Genomic DNA, 19,178 nt, shown 5'->3' with positions numbered 1-19,178 from the left:
CAATATTTTTCTAAACTTGTTAGAAAGTGTTGCCGATTACATTGTATAAACGATTTTGAACCTTTCCTATAGGTCCTTTATCTGCATAAATCGCATATACATACTTGCTATATAAAATTGTATACATTTGCTCATCTGTTACAAATGTATCTCTTAGAAACAATACATATACACCTTTTTACAAGAAGAGTAGCAAGCCACATATACTGTTTGATCTTGAAATCTGTAACTTTTTCATGTTGATCCATATAACAATCAACTCCATTTTGTTCAGTATCTACAATGATCCAATTGCCTTGCTATTTCCTTAAAGGATGAGCATATGATGCGACAAACAAAATTCCGACATGAAATTCCGCTCCAACTTGCACAATTTCAGCCTTCACGGGATATACATCTACACCAACTAATATGTTGTTGATGTTTTGCATATTTCTGTATTCTACATCCCTTCTGTGAATCCTTCCATAATGTGCGTTTTCTTGTATAGATTTTGTCGATTTAACGTAATTACATGTCTTTTTCGTAAATCCTATCCCTAGTTTATTCTGAAAAATTAAAGTCTAAACGTAAAATATAGGTTTTTATCACAATTTTTTATTATAATATATTTTCTTCAACTACGCTACATATCCCTTTATTTTTTCAGCTTACATTTCAGGATGACAAACTCACACCTTGAATATACTAAAAGACAAAGGAGTATAAGTATAACCATTACACTACAATCTATTACAAAATCCATAGGTATCATATTTCACACGAGCGAAAAAAGCACATTCACCTTTGGTAAATGTGCTAAAACATTTTTTGGTTTTGCACTGCATTCACAATAATATTTGCTGTTTCTTCAATCGCTTTATTCGATACATCGATTACTTGGCAATTTATTTTACTAATTACTTCCTCAAAGTGATTAATTTCTTCTTGAATACGATTAATATTTGCATATGTTGCTCCATCACTTAATCCAAGTGATTTTAATCGTTCTTTTCGAATATGATTTAACTTATCTGGCGTAATTTTCAAACCGAAACATTTTTCTTTTGCCACTTGATATAGTTCTTCAGGTGGGTCAACTTCTGGCACGAGTGGTACATTCGCAACTTTCAAGCGTTTGTTATGAGCTAAATATTGGGAAAGTGGTGTTTTTGATGTACGCGAAACACCAATCAACACGATATCTGCTTTTAAGATACCTCGTGCATCTCTGCCGTCATCATACTTCACAGCAAATTCAATCGCTTCAATCTTTTTAAAGTATTCTTCATCTAACCTACGGACAACACCTGGCTCATATCTCGGCACTTGCCCCGTAATTTCTTCAATTTGATCAATAAGAGGGCCGATAATATCGTATGCCTCTACCCCTTCTTTTGCAGCCTCTGTTACTAAATACTGGCGCATATCAGGCTTAACTAACGTAAAACATATAAGTGCTTGATTACTCTTAGCAATCGAAATCACTTCTTTTAATGTCCCTGTATCTTCTACATACGGTACACGTCTAATATCAGGAGCAAACGGGAATTGCCCCATTGCTGCTCGAACAACCAAATCAGCCGTTTCCCCTACAGAGTCAGATACGACATATACGATTTTATTATCCATTACATTACCTCACTTTAAACAAATTACACTTATTCGTTATTTACTAAATTTACAAACGCACGTGTAATATTTGTTTTTGTAATTCGCCCAATCACTTCTAAACCTTGTTTCGTATCTTTTACAACTGGCATTGCATCAATCTGTCTTTCTATTAATTCCATCGCAATATCATATAAAGAATCCTCTCTACGACACATCGCAATGTTTGGCATCCTTGTCATGATAATATTAACCGGAAGAGAGGTTAAATCCTGCTTTCCTAAGCTCGCTCTTAATAAATCTTTACGAGACACAACACCAACTAATAGAGTCATCTGATCTACAACGAACAATGTACCAACGTCCTCTAAAAACATCGTACAAATTGCATCGTATACGGAAACATTTTTATCAATTACAACCGGTCTAGATTGATAATCTTGTACTTTAATTTTCTTAACAGCTTCAGATAATAGCTGCCCCCCAGTTTTACCCGTATAAAAATAACCTACGCGTGGACGTGCTTCTAAATAACCAGCCATCGTTAAAATTGCTAAGTCTGGTCTTAGCGTCGCACGTGTTAGACCCAATTGCGCTGCAATTGATTCCCCTGTAATAGGACCGTGATCTTTTACAATCTGAATGATATGTTCTTGCCGTTTATTCAGCTCTATGATAATCACCACCTTTAATGCACAACGAAAAAAGTTATACTATCTCTTAAATATTATATACTAAATATGCTATTCGAAAAAGAAAGTATGTAAAAAGGACCGTATACGGCCCAAAATTATATTTGAAACTTATCAAGTTGTTCTAAAAAACGTCTTGATTTCAAATAAATTCCGCAATATTCATCATAATATGTATTCAATACTAAACGCATTTGTTTTTTTGTGCTATCCTTTACCGATACATTTCCGAGCCTATGTAAATCGAAATGGAAGAAAAGACGTAATAATTTATGAACAGCTTCTCCTACCGGTATACGATATGGGTCTTGCTCTGCATGACGTGAGCACAGAAAACCGCCTTCCCTTACGGAGAAGGCGACAAAGTCTGTTTCTTGATGACAAATCGCACATGTATCAAAGTACGGGCGCATCCCTAATACCGGAAGCATTTTCGTTTGATAAATTAATGATAATACTTCTGGATCAACACCCTCACACATATAATGCAACGTTTGATATAACATTTCAAATAAATACGGATTATGTTTTTTATCTTCTGTTGCTTTATCAGTTAACTCAACAATAAATGATGCATAAGCAGTTAAAAATATATCCTCGCGAATTTCTTTCATAGTTGAAATAATCTCGCCTTGTTGCAATGTTCCAAGCCCAGATCCCATTTGAATAAGAAAATGGCCATGTGTCATTAATTGCGACACAGATGCTAATCGGCTTTTCGGTTTTTTTGCCCCTCTTGCCATTGCACTTACCTTACCAAGTTCTCTTGAGAATATTGTAACAATCTTGTTCGTTTCTCCGTAATCTGTCGTACGGATAACGATGCCCTCAACTTTTTGAAACATGTTCGTCACCATCCAAGGTTTGAACAAAACGGGTCAAGAAATTGGAGAGTCTAGATGCGCTAGCTCCTCTTCATGTTGATCCATCTCATCGTTTACGTCTTTTTCCATTTCTTTCAAAAGCAAGTACGTTTCAATGCTTCCTGTTTTGGAGAAAAACTTCCAGGTAAAATCTAGCATAAGAATCCACCTTTCTCAATAAGCGTAGCCTATAAACCAATTTCCTTTGTTGTTATTAAATTGACCCATTTTGTCCATTTTCATGTGAGAAAAATTTTTCCTAATTTATCAAAGTTCATAAAAACCAATAATCAGTGGATGAACCAACCATCCACTGATTACAACTTTACTCTATTTTAGTACTCATCCTCGCGGAAACCTAGGTCACGAAGCTGAGACATTTTATTACGCCAATCTTTTTGCACTTTTACCCATACTTCTAAAAATACTTTAGAACCAAGTAGCGCTTCAATATCAAAACGAGCTCGCTTACCAACTTCTTTTAACATTTTTCCTTGTTTTCCGATGATGATTCCTTTTTGTGATGCACGTTCAACAACAATCGTTGCATTTATATAAACTGCCCCGCCCTCACGCTTTTGAATCGCATCGATAACAACAGCCACAGAATGCGGCACTTCTTCACGTGTTAAATGTAGTACTTTCTCACGAATAAGCTCTGCAATAATAAATCTCTCCGGATGATCCGTTACTTGATTCTCTGGATAGTATTGTGGTCCTTCTGGTAAATACTTTTTAATTGTTCCAATTAAAGCGTCCACATTATTACCGTCTAACGCAGAAATTGGTACAATCTCTGCAAACTCATGTAGTTTACGATATTGATCAATTAACTCTAGTAATTGCTCTGGATGAAGTTGGTCAATTTTATTAATGACTAAAAATACTGGTTGTTTCGTTTCTTTTAATTTCTCAATGATGAATTCCTCACCACGACCAAATCCTTCAACTGCATTAACCATAAACAGAACAATATCAACTTCTTTTAATGTCGTTTGCGCCATCTTTACCATGAAGTCGCCTAATTTATGTTTAGGTTTATGTATTCCTGGTGTATCAATGAAAATAACTTGTGCATCATTTTCTGTATATACACCTTGAATTTTATTACGAGTCGTTTGTGGCTTATCACTCATAATAGCAATTTTCTGGCCGATAATACGGTTTAAAAATGTAGATTTTCCAACATTCGGTCTGCCAATAATAGAGACAAAACCTGATTTATAACCTTTTCTATTCATGTAAATCCTCCGCTAAAAATGCTCCTGGTAACAATTCTCCGACTGTCGTCTCTTGAACGTCACCATGTAAGTTTGATAAGTATACTTTCGTATCCTGTTTACATAATTCTACCATAACTTGTCGACATGCTCCACAAGGAGGTACTGGGCGCTTTGTATCTGCTACAACCGCAATGGCTACAAATTCTTTATCTCCTTCAGAAACCGCCTTAAATAAAGCTGTTCTTTCAGCACAATTACATAAGCCATATGATGCATTCTCAACATTACATCCACGATATACTTTTCCACCGCGCGTTAATAATGCTGCACCTACTTGAAATTTAGAATATGGTACGTACGCTTGTTTACGCGCTTCGATTGCTTCTAGAATTAATTGTTTACTATTCATATTCCCGCATCCTTCCTGTTCACAGCTATGAAGAGATACACTCTCTCATTAAAGGCCCTTACAGCACTTCCAAAGCTTAATAAAAGCTTCGGAATGCAACTATACCATATACGGTAAAAAGATAATAGCACCAATTATAACAGCTATAATTGCAAACAATAAAACCGCTCCTGCCGCAACATCCTTTGCAATTTTTGCAAACGGATGAATATCGGCAGTCGCTAAATCTACCGTTTTTTCCACAGCCGTATTTACCATCTCTAAACTCATTACACTCCCTATTACAATAAGTAATATCATCCACTCTATTTTCGTAATATGGAAATAAAAGCCGCAGCATATAACAATGACTGCGGCTAAATAATGGATTTTCATATTTCGTTCATGACGAAAACAAAAGAATATACCAGCTATAGCATATCCAAAACTATCTATAAGTTTTCCTTTTTTCATCGTCCTAATCCAAAAGCTTCTAAAATTTCTTTTTGTCTTCCGAACATTTCTTTTTCATCTTCTTCTGTCATATGATCATAACCAAGTAAATGTAAAAAGCCATGTAACGCCAAAAATCCAAGTTCACGATCGAAAGAATGTCCGTACTCTTCAGCTTGCTCTTTCGCCCTTGGAATAGAGATAATAAGATCCCCTAACATGCGCGGCATCTCTGCACCAACAATCTCCATTTCTCCTTCTCCCATCTCTTCCATGGCAAAGGATATTACATCTGTAGGTTGATCTTTATCTCGGTAATCACGATTAATTTCTCTAATGCGCTCATTATCTACAAATGTCACCGATACCTCCGCACCATCCTCGATATTTTCCATTTGAGCTGCTTTTTCTAACACTTCACGAATTAAACTCATATACTCTTCTTTTACTTCTTCTGTTTCATCAATAAAATCAATTAACAAACTCATTCTTTCTCCTTTTCTTCCGGAGGTTCCGGATATGTAATACGCGAATGGAAAATACCATTTAACGTTTCACACAACGTTTTTCCAACGATTTGTAGTTCCTTAAACGTCAAATCACATTCACTAAATTGACCGTCTTGCAGTCGATCTTTAATAATACTTTGCACCAAATTATTAATTTGTTCTGGCGTTGGGTGATTCATAGAACGTACCGCAGCTTCTACACTATCAGCAATACCAACAATTGCCGATTCTTTCGAAGTTGCTTTTGAACCTGGATAACGGAACATCTCTTCTGTATATTTTTCTTTATCTTCTTTAATAGCTTTATAATAAAAATATTTCAGTAACGTTGTACCGTGATGTTGCCCAGCGATATCAATAATTTCTTGTGGAATATGATATTCTTCGAGCATTCTTACTCCATCCGTTACGTGAGCAATTATAATATCTTTACTCGTTACAGGATCTAATTTATCATGCGGGTTTTTAATTCCCATTTGGTTTTCAATAAAGAATTGCGGTTGTACTGTTTTTCCTACATCATGATAATATGCCCCTACACGCGCTAATACACCATTTGCCCCAACTGCTTCACAAGCAGCCTCAGAAAGATTCGCTACCATTACACTATGATGATATGTCCCTGGTGCTTCTAACAAAATTCTGCGTAAAAGCGGATGATTTGGACTTGATAGTTCCATAAGCTTCATACTTGATACGATTCCAAGTCCACTTTCTAAATACGGTAAAATCCCCATAGCCAAAACGGATGATATAATCCCTGAAAGTGAAGCCATTAATAATTGCGTACCAATTTCAAGAGGCGAAAAATTCCCATTACGTAATAATAAGAGCGCCGCTAATACGACTACATTTAATACAGAAACGAGTATACCAGCTTGTAAAATCATTGTACGACGATTTTTTTCTCGCAAGAAAATACTAACCGATAATGAACTTAACAATACGTAAATCCCTACACTATAATTTAATGTACTCGTTACTCCTTCATTAAACATAATACTTCCGCATACAGAAAAAATCATACTCGTTAAAAAGACAAATCGATCACCAATCATTAGTTTTACAAGTATTGTTCCCATCGCAACTGGGACAACATATGCAATCCCTGCGTATTCAAGTTTTTGAAACAAACTAATGATTTTCATTAAGACGATTGTGATAGACAAAATTGTAATATACGCTAAAACATACGGTCTATCTTCTCTTTTTCTCTTTAAAAATAATTCAAATTGTTTATGCATAAAGTATAGTAATACACCAATGAGTACCGCTAATCCAACATAAGGTTGAAAGCCGTTCCCTTTTTCTAACAAACCAACTAATTTCAACTGATTATACACATCACTTGAAATCGTTTCACCTTCTCTAACAAGAACTTGTCCTTGAAGAATATAAACAGGTGGAACTAAATCTTCCTCTGCTTTTCTCTTCTCTTTCGTTAAGATCGGGTCATAAAAATAGTTCGCTGAAATTGCATATCTTCCTAGCGCCTTAATTGACTCTTTTAAACCATTATCAACATTAACACTATTCATCTCACTTACATATCGTTCTTTCGCATCTTTCAATTCGTCCATTTTAATATGCTCAGTCATGATACTATTAATCGCTGTGACCGCAGCATCTTTCGCTAATACTAATTGGCTCGAATCTGCATTAATCAAATTTAGTAAGTTTGAATCAGATAATTCTTTCGTTAAGTCAGCGGGTAGTTTCTTTTTTAACTTATCCACTTTCTCAGCATCAGTCATCTTTTTTTGATCATCCGGTCCAACAGCTTTAATCTCTTGCACCACTTCATCCACTTTAGCAAAGACGTCATTCACAATATCAACTTTGTTTTGTTTATACTCACTTTTATATGTATATTGATCTTCAACTTTTGTAGCGGCTTCTTTTTTCTTTTTATCCGTTGTAACTTTATCTTCAATTTTTATAGGAGAATGGATTGTCTTTTTCGCAATAGAATACATATTAACATCTAATTGTTCTGGTTTTACATTATTCATAAGCGCAAAAAACAGCACTGCTCCTAACACAACGTAAGAAATCCAACTTAGTTTTTTCGAATGTTGTAAATTACGAAACCACTTAGAAATTTCTTGAGATCTTGACATAATTTCAATACCTTCTCCTCTCCAGAAATAAAGTGAAACTATTTATAGCTTTCATTTCTTCTACCCAACGATACTTTGAGGCAACATTTTACACACCAGTACCTATAGTTTATTTTCCTTATCTTTCATGATAGTAAAAAATATGACATTCGCCAACCTTATCATACAAAAAGAAATGATCCTGACAAATAGGATCATTCCATTTTATCATATGCCTCAATAATACGTTGCACCAATGGATGTCTCACAACGTCCGTTTGTTCTAATGTAATAAATGACAGACCTGATACACCAGATAAAATATTAGCAGCTATAGATAGCCCTGATTTTACCCCTTTTGGCAAGTCTACTTGTGAAGGGTCCCCTGTAATAACCATTTTAGAGCTAAAACCTAATCTTGTTAAAAACATTTTTATTTGAGCACCCGTTGTATTTTGAGCCTCATCTAAAATAACAAATGAATCATCAAGCGTACGCCCCCTCATATAAGCAAGCGGAGCTATTTCAATTACTCCCCGCTCCATCATACGCTGCGTATATTCTTGTCCAAGAATATCATGTAAGGCATCATATAATGGACGTAAGTATGGATCTACCTTCTCTTTCAAATCCCCTGGTAAAAAACCTAAATTTTCTCCAGCTTCTACAGCAGGTCTTGTTAAAATAATTTTCTTTACATATCCTTGTTTTAAAGCTCTCACAGCCATTACTACAGCTAAGTATGTTTTTCCAGTTCCTGCAGGCCCTATCCCAAAGACAATATCATTCTTCTTCATCGCATGAATATATCTTCTTTGCCCCATTGTTTTTACACGAATGGATTTACCTTTTGCAGTCTTGAAAATTTCTTCTTCATATAACTCTTCAAATTGAGCAACTTTCCCTTGTTGCGCGAGCTGAATTGCATACGCAACATCTCTCTCTGAAATTGATATACTTTTACGAATTACAACAAGTAATTGCTGTAAGATTTTTTCTACGAGTGTCACCGTTTCAACTGCTCCAGATACATGAACAGTTTCTCCTCTAGTTACGATCGATACATTCAGTTCTCGTTCAATTACTTTTAAATGTGCATCATTGACTCCAAAAAGAGCGATTGCTTCGTTAGTATTTTCCAATTGTTGGTTCATTTCTACTAATTGTTCTGCCATTACTCAGTCTCCTTGAATATCGGATTCGGATATTGGTTGTGGCTCTGCAATATTTTCAACCACAGTATAATGCAATGTGACTTTTAGTTGATCCGCCTCAACCTCTTTACTCAAAATCTTATCACTTACAATCATAGCATGTTCATCCAATTTTTTCTTTAGTTCTTTTTCGGCCATCTCCTTCGCTACTTTCAGCGCTTGCTTTTCTGTATATTCTCGATTCGCTTCTTCCTCTTCTCTCACAACATCTTTTTCATATGCAATCGGCAGTGTAAAACCAAATAATTTCACATCATGCTTTACACTTTCAGTACGAGAGCGTTTATACTTATCATGCTGAAATCCCCATATTTTTATTTTCGTATCCCCGAATTTAAGAAAATGTTCATTGTATACATTACCAGTATACACTTGGAATTGCGTCTTTAGCGGAACATCTACCTTAGATGTATACCACGTTTCGCCATACACAATACCTTTCGCTGAAACAATCGTCGGACTTTCCTCATTACCATATATTCCCGATACGAGAATCTGCCCTTTTTCTACATGATCATTCTTCAGTACAACCGGCTTTCCAACTTCTACAAACGTTTTTGTAATAATCGCTTCTTTTTTTGCTACTAAATTTTGCGGCCTTTGTTCCTTTTCTTTTTTTGGTTCGTTTTTTTCAACAATTTTAAAATGATACGTCGTTCCTCTTACTTCTAGTCCCGCCCAAGTAATGGCATTAATATTATCTGTCAAATGGCGTTGTACATCTTCTACATTCGGCATTTGAAATTGTAGTTTCCCTTTTTTAATACCCATTTTATCCAATTCTTTCATCAATATATATTCTGTTTCGGGTTTTGCTCCTGTAATTTCAATTTTCCAAACCATATTTGACATTGCAATCACGCCAAAAAAGAAAATTAAAAACCCAATTAAAAATCCACTATTTTTAATTAAACGCTTATTCCAAAAAGGAAAACCATAACGTCCAATAAAATATAATTTACATTCATTTTTTCTATAAATTGGTTTTATTTTTTTCACATCGCGTAACAACATACAAAAAACTAACGTTTCATCAGCTATTTTCTTAACATCCCAAACTAACAAATTCCTCCGTACACATTCATTAACAAACCGTTCCGCTCCTCTACCTTCAATCCGCACTTTTACATATCCAAGCCACTTTATAAACCATTTATTTTTCATTTACCACCCTCACTGCCTTTCTAAAAGTAGATATACTACTTTTTATTTGAAGCATTAAAATAGCTCGTACTAAAATGAAACAAATTAAAACTGTAATCGGTCTCTATCAACGAAACTTTTACAGGATAAAGAAGAAAAACTTCACAAATGGAAGTTTCACTTCAATCACCTTTTTTTTCATTTTCTAAAAATGTTACTTGCTCAATTATCCCTTCGAGCAAAAGCTCTTCTGGAAGAATCGTTTTAATAACAAAGGATTGTCCTTTAATTAGTAATTGACCATGTTTTAAAAGCAATCGCACTTCTTTATCTGAAAACACTAATAGCCCCCGATGATTTTCTATATAAATATGTATTTGCCCAACAAGAGTAATCCGAGGCAGATCCATTAATACATCCACTGGTAGGTCTACTTGTTTTGTTAACCAATTTTTCATTTGTTCTAATTTCTTCATCTCGAAAGACCCCCTCCTCATCCCATATATATGTATTTCTTCACAAGTGCCTATCGTGTTATAACGACTTCACTAACATAACTATATTCTGTAAGAGTTCATCTCATGTTAATTAAAACAGTCGCTATATGAAATCATATTTATCAGGACAATGATGGATCAGAGAATGTTACCCATAATAATAGAAGTATTAATACAAGAATATGCGCCCTCAGGGGATATCAGTACAAGTTAAATTAAGAAATTGAGCCTAGCAAGAAGTTGGAAACTTGAAAAAACCTGTTACAATTCGTTCTGGACGTGACATACTGACCATAGAATAAGTAGTTGTCATTCATTAGACAAATGAGATAAAATCCGAAAAAGGAAATTGCTCCACTCTGAATTTTGCGGTGTAAGTAAGAATATTTTATAGGTGGTTGTTATATGAATTTCAAAAAATATTAGGATTCATTAAAAAACAAAAAAATGAATTAATAAGCGAGGAAATACGAAAGGAAATTGGATTTAGTCAAGAAATTTTGAATGTTATAAAACAAGTTACTAACAGCAGCATCCAGCCCTTTTATGCAACTGAGTCAAAATCTAAAATAGCCGGAGTCTCTTTCGTTACCTTTGAGGATTCTGCTGAACAGCAAGTTATAAAACTTCAATCTGAGGTTCAGAAACTTGGATACTTAGCTTTTATTTGCGAAAGAAGTTTTAGTCAAGGAAGTAAGAGTGAGTGTAGAATTGCAATTACACAAGGAAATGACCAATTTGATATCCATACAATCCAACAAACAAATGGCGTTAATTACGAAGTTAGCAATATAGATGTTATTTTTAAACTAAGAAAATGGAATGATCGCTATCCTTTTATCATAATCGGTGCAGATCATGACTGGGTTGATGCCATTTTTAGCGCGTTACCTACAGACGAAGAAATGCAATCTTTCGCGCAAGAAATGTATGAATTTTGTCCAGATATAGTGGAACAAGGAACAGAAAGCATTGAGGAGTTAGTCGAAGAAATTAAGAAAACGAAAAAGCTTTTTTTACGGTGGGATTAATCATAACTAAGGCCGTTACTTTTTTTACATACCAGAGACGTTTCTATCACTTACAGAAACGCTTTTTAAGCAATATAGCGTTTTTCCTTAATAAGAACAATAAAAAAACGTCTCATACGAAATGAGACGTTTTTTTATGCTAATAGCTGGATAACCAGCTTATTCACAAGTGATCCGTCTGTTTTACCTTTTACTTTCGGCATAACAGCAGTCATCACCTTACCCATATCTGCTTTAGAAGTCGCACCAACTTCAGAAATAACTTGCTTGATTACATCAACTAGTTCTTCTTCAGTTAATTGCTCTGGCAAATATGCGCTTAAAATCTGAATTTCACTTTGCAGTTTATTAACAAGGTCTTCACGACCAGCTTTTTTAAATTCAAGGAGGGAGTCCTTATACTGTTTTACTTCACGAGCTAAAACTGTTATTTCCTCTTCTTCAGTAAGAGTATGTTGCAGTTTAATACCTTCATTTTGTAAAGCAGCCTTAACCATACGAATAACGGTTAATTTTTCTTTTTGTTTATTCTTCATCGCTTGTTTCATATCATCGTTTAAACGACCGAGAAGACTCATAACTTACACCCTCTCTTAGAATTTACGCTTTCTTGCCGCTTCAGATTTCTTCTTACGTTTTACACTTGGTTTTTCATAAAACTCGCGCTTTCTTGCTTCAGCAAGTGTACCAGTTTTAGAAACCGATCTTTTAAAACGGCGAAGTGCATCCTCCAAAGACTCGTTTTTACGAACGACTGTTTTTGACATTCTCTTTCCCTCCCTCCGAAACATCACACTTACATACTAACTTCAGCATGCAAAAAGAAACACTTCTTCAGCATGTCTTTTACGATTATAATACATTTTATCACTTCAGGTCAACTATTTGGCAGAATAAAAGAAGAATAGAAGCATTTCCTTTTCAAAAGTTATACAAATAGCTAGTATCCTTCTTTCATGAAGACAACTATATTTTTATCATTTCAACTTTTTTCATACAGGGATGCACGAAACGCCTCCCCACCTTCTAGTACTTAACCGCTTCAAATAAAGAAAGCATGCAAACCGTTTCCGGTTGCACGCTCTTTTTTATGCGCTTGCTGATTCTTTTTTCACATCATCTTCAAGAACACGAACAAATTGCGCTTCGTTATATGGATAGCCAGCTTTCGTAATTTTCACTTTCACTAGCTTACCAATTAATTCTTCTGATCCTTCAAATACAATTTTCAAGTAGTTATCTGTATACCCTACATATAACCCTTCACGGTCGCCGTCTTTAAATTGCTCTTCTGGAATGATTTCAAGCACTTCACCTTCAAACGCTGATGCATATTCTTTCGCTAATTGATTAGATAGCTCAATTAAACGATGAACACGATCGTTCTTCACATCTTCAGGAACTTGATCTTCCATGCGTGCTGCAGGTGTTCCTGTACGTTTTGAATAAGGGAACACGTGTAACTCAGAGAAGCGGTTCTCTTTAATGAAATTGTATGTTTCCATGAATTCTTCTTCTGTTTCACCTGGGAAACCAACGATTACGTCAGATGTAATCGCAAGGCCTGGTAACGCTTCTTTCAAACGATCTAAACGCTCTTGGAAGAATTCCATCGTATATTTACGACGCATACGTTTTAATACAGTATTAGAACCAGATTGCAACGGAATATGCAAGTGACGTACAACTACTTCAGATTTATCTAACACTTCAATTACTTCATCTGAAATTTGACTCGCTTCAATAGAAGAAATACGAAGACGTTTTAATCCGCCTACTTCCGCTTCCATATCACGAAGTAATCCAGCTAAGTTATAATCTTTTATATCTTCGCCGTATCCACCTGTATGAATACCCGTTAATACGATTTCTTTATAGCCTGCATCCACTAATTGTTGTGCTTGTTTAATAACCTCTTTTCCATCACGAGAACGCATTAAACCACGCGCCCAAGGAATGATACAGAATGTACAGAAGTTATTGCAACCCTCTTGTATTTTTAAAGACGCACGTGTACGATCCGTGAAATAAGGTACATCAAGTTCTTCGTACACACGTGTTTTCATAATATTACGGACAGCATTAATTGGTTGACGCTCTTTACGGAATTCTTCGATGTAACCTAACATCTTTTCACGATCCTGTGTACCAACTACAATATCTACACCTGGAATCGCCATAATTTCAGCTGGAGATGTTTGTGCATAACATCCCGTTACGCAAATAACTGCATCTGGATTTTGACGCACAGCACGTCTGATTACTTGACGGCTTTTTTTGTCCCCAGTATTCGTTACTGTACATGTGTTAATAACATATACATCAGCTTTCTTTTCATATTCTGTTCTTTCATAACCACCTTGTTTAAACAATTGCCAAATGGCTTCTGTTTCATAGTGGTTTACTTTACAACCTAACGTATGGAACGCAACAGTTGACATTGATCATCACCCCATCAATTCAAAATGATACGAAGCAGCACTTAACGCGTATAACGGCGCCGTTTCTGTTCTTAAAATTCTTGGTCCTAAACTACATGGTACAAATTTATGTTCACGAAGCGCTGTAATCTCTTCCTCAGCTAAACCGCCTTCTGGGCCAAATACAATCAATAGCTTTTGACCTGGTTTCATTGTCGTTAAAGCTTTCGCAAAATTAGATTTCTCGCCTTGTTTCGCTTCCTCTTCGTAAGCAACAAGACAAACATCATACTCACCACTCATTGTAAGCAGTTGCTTAAATGATGCCGGAGCATGTACTTCCGGAATTTCACTTCTATGTGATTGTTCCGCAGCTTCTTTCACAATTTTTCTTAAACGCTCAACTTTTTTATCAGCTTTTTTCGCATCCCATTTTACGATAGAGCGAGATGCTTGAAATGGTAAGAATGCAGCTGCCCCAAGCTCAGTTCCTTTTTGAAAAATCAACTCTAGCTTGTCTCCTTTTGGCAGTCCACTTGCAATCGTCACGAAAACAGGAAGTTCACTTGACGCCTCTACCCATTCTACAATAGCCGTATTAATAAATTCACTGGTAATTTCATCAATTGAACATACTGCTGTTTTTCCGTTTACACAGCAATAAATTTGATCGCCAGCTGTCATACGCATTACTCTCGCAATGTGATGTACATCATCACCTACAATGCGAATTTTTGCTTCACTTACATGTTTTTCTTCTACAAAATAACGTTGCATATAATCACCTTAGTAGAGTTTCGTTCCTTTCGTAAGTCAACACTTACGAAAAGAACGAAACATTATCATTTTTCATATAACAAACGGCAAGTCCCTCACCTTATAGTGAGAGACTCCCCTTTTCATTATAGACTAAAATCTATATTACGCATTTCGTGCAATAATTGCTACCCAATCTTCCATTCGTAACACTTCTTCAATTGTAAATCCAGCTTGTTCTAACGCCTCAGAAATTACTTTTTCCTTCGCAGCAATAATGCCCGATGTAATAAATAATCCACCTGACTTCACAACTCTCGCTGCATCTTCAGGGAATAAAAGAATAATTTCTGCTAATAAGTTAGCTACGATTAAATCAACAGGACCTTCAATACCTTCTAAAAGACTATTTTGCCCAACAGACACGATATCATCTGTTTTATTTAAACGCACATTCATTTCTGCACTTTCAACTGCAACCGGATCTAAATCATATGCTTGAACAGAAGACGCACCTAATTTTGCCGCTGCAATACTAAGCACACCAGAACCTGTTCCTACATCAATGATAGTGTCACCTGGCTGTACTGTTTTTTCTAAAGCACGAATACACATCGTTGTTGTTGGATGAGTTCCTGTACCAAACGCCATACCTGGGTCTAATTCAATGATTTTTTCATCAGGAGAAGATGGTGTATATTCTTCCCACGTCGGTACGATTGTGAATGTATCAGAAATTTGTACTGGATGGTAATATTTTTTCCAAGCAGTAGCCCAATCTTCTTCATTGACTTCGTTAACGGTAATATTTCCAGTACCAATTTCAATGTCGTAAGATGGAAGCACATCAATAGATGATTTTACACCTGCAATCGTTTCATGTAAAGAATCCGTTTGCGGGAAATATGCTTTTATTAATACACCTTCCGCCGGATATTCATCTGGATTCAATGCATAAATTTCACCATATTGTTGCTCGCGCTCTTTCGTTAACTCCGCTGGATCCTCAATCGCAACTCCGCTAGCACCAGCTTCATGTAAAATATGAGAGACAGCTTCTACTGCTTCTTCTGTTGTATGAATACTAATTTCTGACCATTTCACAATTTACCAACTCCATTTTTTATTTCCATTATTCCCCTTTGAAAGCACGTTTAAGCTTTCCGAATAAACTATCATCCTGCTCTTCTTGTCCTGCAAATTCACGTAATAAATCTTTTTGCTGTGAAGTCAATTTCGTCGGTACAACAACACGAACGACTACATATTGATCTCCTTGGCCGTATCCACGTACGTTCGGAGCACCTTTTCCTTTTAAGCGGAATTCTGTTCCAGTTTGTGTTCCTGCTGGAATTTTCAGCTTCACTTTACCATGAACAGTAGGAACTTCCACTTCATCACCAAGCGCCATTTGCGCAAATGTTAATGGCATTTCGCAAATAATGTGATCTCCTTCACGCTCGAAGAATTCATGATTTCTTACATGAACGACAACATATAAGTCTCCTGCTGGTCCGCCATTTACGCCGGCTTCACCTTTTCCAGACACACGAATTTGTTGACCATTATCGATACCCGCTGGAATTTTAACATTGATTTTTTTACGCTTACGAACTTTACCTGAACCGTGACATGTCGTACATTTTTCTTTAATAATTTGTCCAGTTCCTGAACAATGACCACAAGCTTGACGGTTTACGATACGACCAAACGGTGTGTTTTGTTCTACACTCACTTGACCAGAGCCTGAACAATGTTTACATGTTTCTTTTGAAGTTCCTGGTTTTGCTCCACTACCTTTACAAGTATCACATGGATCTTCTACTGGAATTTCCACATTTAATTCCTTACCAAAAATAGCTTCTTCAAAATCTAAAGTGACTTGATATTGTAAGTCAGCACCTTGGCGCGGAGCATTTGGATCACGACGTCTGCCGCCGCCACCGCCAAAGAAAGAACTAAATATATCTTCAAAACCGAAGCCACCGCCGAAGTCTCCTCCGCCGCCAAATCCACCGAATCCTTGATTTGCACCAGCATGACCAAATTGATCGTACTGCGCACGCTTTTGATCATCACTTAACACTTCGTATGCTTCTTGTACTTCTTTAAACTTTTCAATTGCATTTTCTTCTTTGCTTACGTCTGGATGGTATTTTTTAGCCAAACGACGATACGCTTTTTTTATTTCATCTGTTGAAGCGCCCTTGCTAAGTCCAAGGACCTCATAATAGTCTCGTTTACTCATAAATTTACAACCCCCGAATCTTTCACATAAACGTAATTTTAACACCGAAAGAAAGTGCTTTGCAACAAAGTTTCCTCACTTACAGTATGCAAAGCGAAAAACTTAAGATCCTCACACATCGCTTCTCATTCGTGAAAAAAGCCAAAGTCAAGGCACGCTTGACTTTGACTTTTTGTCATCTTACTTATTATGTTTACAGTTGAATTACTTGTCTTCTTTTACTTCTTCAAACTCAGCGTCAACTACATTGTCTTTCTTCGTGCCAGCGTCTTGTGCACCTTGCGCACCTTCTGCTTGGCCAGCAGCTGCTTGAGCTTGCTCGTATAATTTAACAGTTAATTGTTGTACGATTTCTTGTAAAGCATCTTTTTTCGCACGAATTTCTTCAAGCTCGTTTTTCTCAATTGCAGCTTGTAATGCTTCTTTCGCTTCTGTTGCTTTTGCAACTTCAGCTGCATCTACTTTACCTTCTAAATCTTTTACAACTTTGTCTGTTTGGAATACAAGTTGGTCAGCTTCGTTACGAAGTTCAACTTCTTCCTTACGTTTTTGGTCAGCGTCAGCATTTGCTTCCGCTTCTTGTACCATACGTTCTACTTCTTCATCAGAAAGACCTGAAGAAGATTGGATTGTAATAGCTTGCTCTTTGCTTGTTCCTAAGTCTTTCGCACGTACGTTAACGATACCGTTCGCATCAATATCGAATGTTACTTCGATTTGTGGAATACCACGTGGTGCTGGTGGAAGGTCAGTTAATTGGAAACGACCTAACGTTTTGTTGTCAGCTGACATTGGACGCTCACCTTGTAATACGTGAATGTCTACTGCTGGTTGATTATCAGCAGCTGTCGAGAATACTTGTGACTTACTTGTTGGAATTGTAGTGTTACGCTCGATTAATTTCGTGAACACGCCACCCATAGTTTCAATACCTAAAGAAAGTGGAGTTACGTCTAATAATAGAACGCCTTCTACATCACCAGTAAGTACGCCACCTTGAACTGCAGCACCTAATGCTACAACTTCATCAGGGTTTACACCTTTATATGGCTCTTTACCAGTTTCACGTTTAATAGCTTCTTGTACAGCTGGGATACGAGTAGATCCACCAACAAGAATAACTTTATCTAATTCGCTTGGAGCAAAACCAGCGTCTTTTAATGCACGACGAGTTGGCTCTAATGTTCTTTCAACAAGACCTGCTGAAAGCTCTTCGAATTTCGCTCTTGTTAACGTTAATTCTAAGTGTAATGGACCAGCAGCTCCAGCACTAATGAATGGTAATGAAATTTGAGTTTGTGTTACACCAGAAAGATCTTTTTTCGCTTTTTCAGCTGCATCTTTCAAGCGTTGAAGCGCCATTTTATCTTGGCTTAAATCAATGTTATTTTCTTTTTTGAACTCAGCTACTAAGTGATCGATGATAACTTGGTCAAAGTCATCGCCACCAAGACGGTTGTCACCAGCAGTTGAAATAACTTCGAATGTGCCGTCTGCTAACTCAAGGATAGATACATCAAATGTACCGCCACCTAAGTCATATACTAAGATTTTTTGTTCTTCGTCTTGTTTTTCTAAACCGTAAGCAAGTGCTGCTGCTGTTGGCTCGTTAATGATACGCTCAACTTCTAAACCAGCGATACGACCAGCATCTTTCGTTGCTTGACGCTCTGCATCGTTGAAGTATGCAGGTACTGTAATAACAGCTTTCGTTACTGTTTCACCTAAGTATGCTTCAGCAGAAGCTTTTAAGTTTTGTAAAATGATTGCAGAAATTTCTTGAGGTGTATAATCTTTACCTTCAACTTCTACTTTGTAGTCTGTACCCATATGACGTTTAACAGACATGATTGTATTTGGGTTTGTAATTGCTTGGCGCTTTGCAACTTCCCCAACTTGACGTTCTTCATTTTTGAAAGCTACAACAGAAGGTGTTGTACGGTTTCCTTCTGGATTTGGGATAACCTTTGGTTCTCCACCTTCCATAACAGCTACACAAGAGTTTGTTGTACCTAAGTCAATACCGATAATTTTACTCATGGCGAATCCTCC

21 protein-coding genes are annotated in these 19,178 nt (G+C 36.4%); 1 reads left to right on the top strand and 20 read right to left on the bottom strand.

From position 1 onward, the window contains the following. Positions 1-19: 19 nt before the first annotated feature. The 13 genes from AC1Q8L_RS11060 to yqfC all read right to left on the bottom strand — a co-directional run bounded on the left by AC1Q8L_RS11060 (position 20) and on the right by yqfC (position 10,650). The gene (locus AC1Q8L_RS11060) at positions 20-163 is read right to left on the bottom strand and encodes a hypothetical protein (protein ID WP_000479733.1); all 144 of its coding nucleotides are present in this window, start codon (positions 161-163) and stop codon (positions 20-22) included. Between the two features lie 635 nt (positions 164-798). Then, positions 799-1,611, bottom strand: coding sequence for a pyruvate, water dikinase regulatory protein (locus tag AC1Q8L_RS11055; protein ID WP_088021659.1), 813 nt, complete (start codon positions 1,609-1,611; stop codon positions 799-801). Positions 1,612-1,640: 29 nt separating this feature from the next. Next, entirely contained in the window at positions 1,641-2,273 is a 633-nt protein-coding gene (gene ccpN / locus AC1Q8L_RS11050; RefSeq protein WP_000583756.1) for a transcriptional regulator CcpN, read from the bottom strand. Positions 2,274-2,380: 107 nt separating this feature from the next. Continuing rightward, entirely contained in the window at positions 2,381-3,127 is a 747-nt protein-coding gene (gene recO, locus AC1Q8L_RS11045; RefSeq protein ID WP_000487009.1) for a DNA repair protein RecO, read from the bottom strand. Positions 3,128-3,160: 33 nt separating this feature from the next. Continuing rightward, positions 3,161-3,304, bottom strand: a complete 144-nt coding sequence (locus tag AC1Q8L_RS11040; RefSeq protein ID WP_000883924.1) for a YqzL family protein — start codon at positions 3,302-3,304, stop codon at positions 3,161-3,163. A 176-nt stretch (positions 3,305-3,480) separates the two neighbouring features. Beyond that, positions 3,481-4,386: a GTPase Era gene (gene era, locus AC1Q8L_RS11035; protein ID WP_001080230.1), complete on the bottom strand. Its 906-nt coding sequence runs from the start codon at positions 4,384-4,386 to the stop codon at positions 3,481-3,483. After that, entirely contained in the window at positions 4,379-4,777 is a 399-nt protein-coding gene (locus tag AC1Q8L_RS11030; protein ID WP_001086285.1) for a cytidine deaminase, read from the bottom strand. The genes era and AC1Q8L_RS11030 overlap by 8 nt, the downstream gene beginning before the upstream one ends. 99 nt (positions 4,778-4,876) lie before the next feature. Next, positions 4,877-5,230 (bottom strand): diacylglycerol kinase family protein, encoded by a 354-nt coding sequence (locus AC1Q8L_RS11025; protein ID WP_000715464.1) that lies wholly within the window; start codon positions 5,228-5,230, stop codon positions 4,877-4,879. Further along, positions 5,227-5,697 (bottom strand): rRNA maturation RNase YbeY, encoded by a 471-nt coding sequence (ybeY, locus tag AC1Q8L_RS11020; RefSeq protein WP_000054684.1) that lies wholly within the window; start codon positions 5,695-5,697, stop codon positions 5,227-5,229. Before ybeY ends, AC1Q8L_RS11025 begins: the two co-directional genes overlap by 4 nt. Continuing rightward, positions 5,694-7,838 (bottom strand): HD family phosphohydrolase, encoded by a 2,145-nt coding sequence (locus AC1Q8L_RS11015; protein WP_000091513.1) that lies wholly within the window; start codon positions 7,836-7,838, stop codon positions 5,694-5,696. Before AC1Q8L_RS11015 ends, ybeY begins: the two co-directional genes overlap by 4 nt. Positions 7,839-8,032: 194 nt before the next feature. Then, complete coding sequence (locus AC1Q8L_RS11010; protein ID WP_000840522.1) at positions 8,033-8,992, bottom strand: PhoH family protein; 960 nt, start codon at positions 8,990-8,992, stop codon at positions 8,033-8,035. A gap of 3 nt (positions 8,993-8,995) precedes the next feature. Next, positions 8,996-10,195 carry a sporulation protein YqfD gene (gene yqfD / locus AC1Q8L_RS11005; protein WP_000792498.1) on the bottom strand — a complete coding sequence of 400 codons (1,200 nt, stop codon included), beginning with the start codon at positions 10,193-10,195 and terminating at the stop codon, positions 8,996-8,998. Between the two features lie 161 nt (positions 10,196-10,356). Beyond that, a complete protein-coding gene (gene yqfC / locus AC1Q8L_RS11000) occupies positions 10,357-10,650 on the bottom strand; it encodes a sporulation protein YqfC (RefSeq protein WP_000732269.1) in 294 nt (97 codons plus the stop codon). Positions 10,651-11,069: 419 nt separating this feature from the next. Here yqfC and AC1Q8L_RS10995 point away from each other — a divergent pair, with 419 nt between their 5' ends. Next, the gene (locus AC1Q8L_RS10995) at positions 11,070-11,702 is read left to right on the top strand and encodes a DUF4253 domain-containing protein (RefSeq protein ID WP_098311709.1); all 633 of its coding nucleotides are present in this window, start codon (positions 11,070-11,072) and stop codon (positions 11,700-11,702) included. A 134-nt stretch (positions 11,703-11,836) separates the two neighbouring features. Here the strand turns inward: AC1Q8L_RS10995 and AC1Q8L_RS10990 are convergent, their stop codons facing one another. The 7 genes from AC1Q8L_RS10990 to dnaK all read right to left on the bottom strand — a co-directional run bounded on the left by AC1Q8L_RS10990 (position 11,837) and on the right by dnaK (position 19,166). Continuing rightward, positions 11,837-12,280 carry a GatB/YqeY domain-containing protein gene (locus AC1Q8L_RS10990; protein WP_000054562.1) on the bottom strand — a complete coding sequence of 148 codons (444 nt, stop codon included), beginning with the start codon at positions 12,278-12,280 and terminating at the stop codon, positions 11,837-11,839. Between the two features lie 15 nt (positions 12,281-12,295). Then, the gene (gene rpsU / locus AC1Q8L_RS10985) at positions 12,296-12,469 is read right to left on the bottom strand and encodes a 30S ribosomal protein S21 (RefSeq protein WP_000048061.1); all 174 of its coding nucleotides are present in this window, start codon (positions 12,467-12,469) and stop codon (positions 12,296-12,298) included. A gap of 321 nt (positions 12,470-12,790) precedes the next feature. Further along, positions 12,791-14,143, bottom strand: coding sequence for a tRNA (N(6)-L-threonylcarbamoyladenosine(37)-C(2))-methylthiotransferase MtaB (gene mtaB / locus AC1Q8L_RS10980; protein ID WP_000108679.1), 1,353 nt, complete (start codon positions 14,141-14,143; stop codon positions 12,791-12,793). A 6-nt stretch (positions 14,144-14,149) separates the two neighbouring features. Next, on the bottom strand, positions 14,150-14,899 hold the full coding sequence (locus AC1Q8L_RS10975) for a 16S rRNA (uracil(1498)-N(3))-methyltransferase (protein ID WP_001190142.1): 750 nt from the start codon (positions 14,897-14,899) through the stop codon (positions 14,150-14,152). 144 nt (positions 14,900-15,043) lie between these two features. Beyond that, complete coding sequence (prmA, locus tag AC1Q8L_RS10970; protein ID WP_000872103.1) at positions 15,044-15,982, bottom strand: 50S ribosomal protein L11 methyltransferase; 939 nt, start codon at positions 15,980-15,982, stop codon at positions 15,044-15,046. 28 nt (positions 15,983-16,010) lie between these two features. Beyond that, entirely contained in the window at positions 16,011-17,126 is a 1,116-nt protein-coding gene (gene dnaJ, locus AC1Q8L_RS10965) for a molecular chaperone DnaJ (protein WP_000043947.1), read from the bottom strand. Between the two features lie 204 nt (positions 17,127-17,330). Further along, positions 17,331-19,166: a chaperone protein DnaK gene (dnaK, locus tag AC1Q8L_RS10960; RefSeq protein WP_000034701.1), complete on the bottom strand. Its 1,836-nt coding sequence runs from the start codon at positions 19,164-19,166 to the stop codon at positions 17,331-17,333. Positions 19,167-19,178 lie beyond the last annotated feature (12 nt).

The sequence above is a fragment of the Bacillus sp. GW823-FHT06A11 genome, assembly GCF_058795355.1.
Note: the sequence above shows the minus strand (reverse complement) of the source record. Positions and strands in the feature narration are given on the sequence as shown.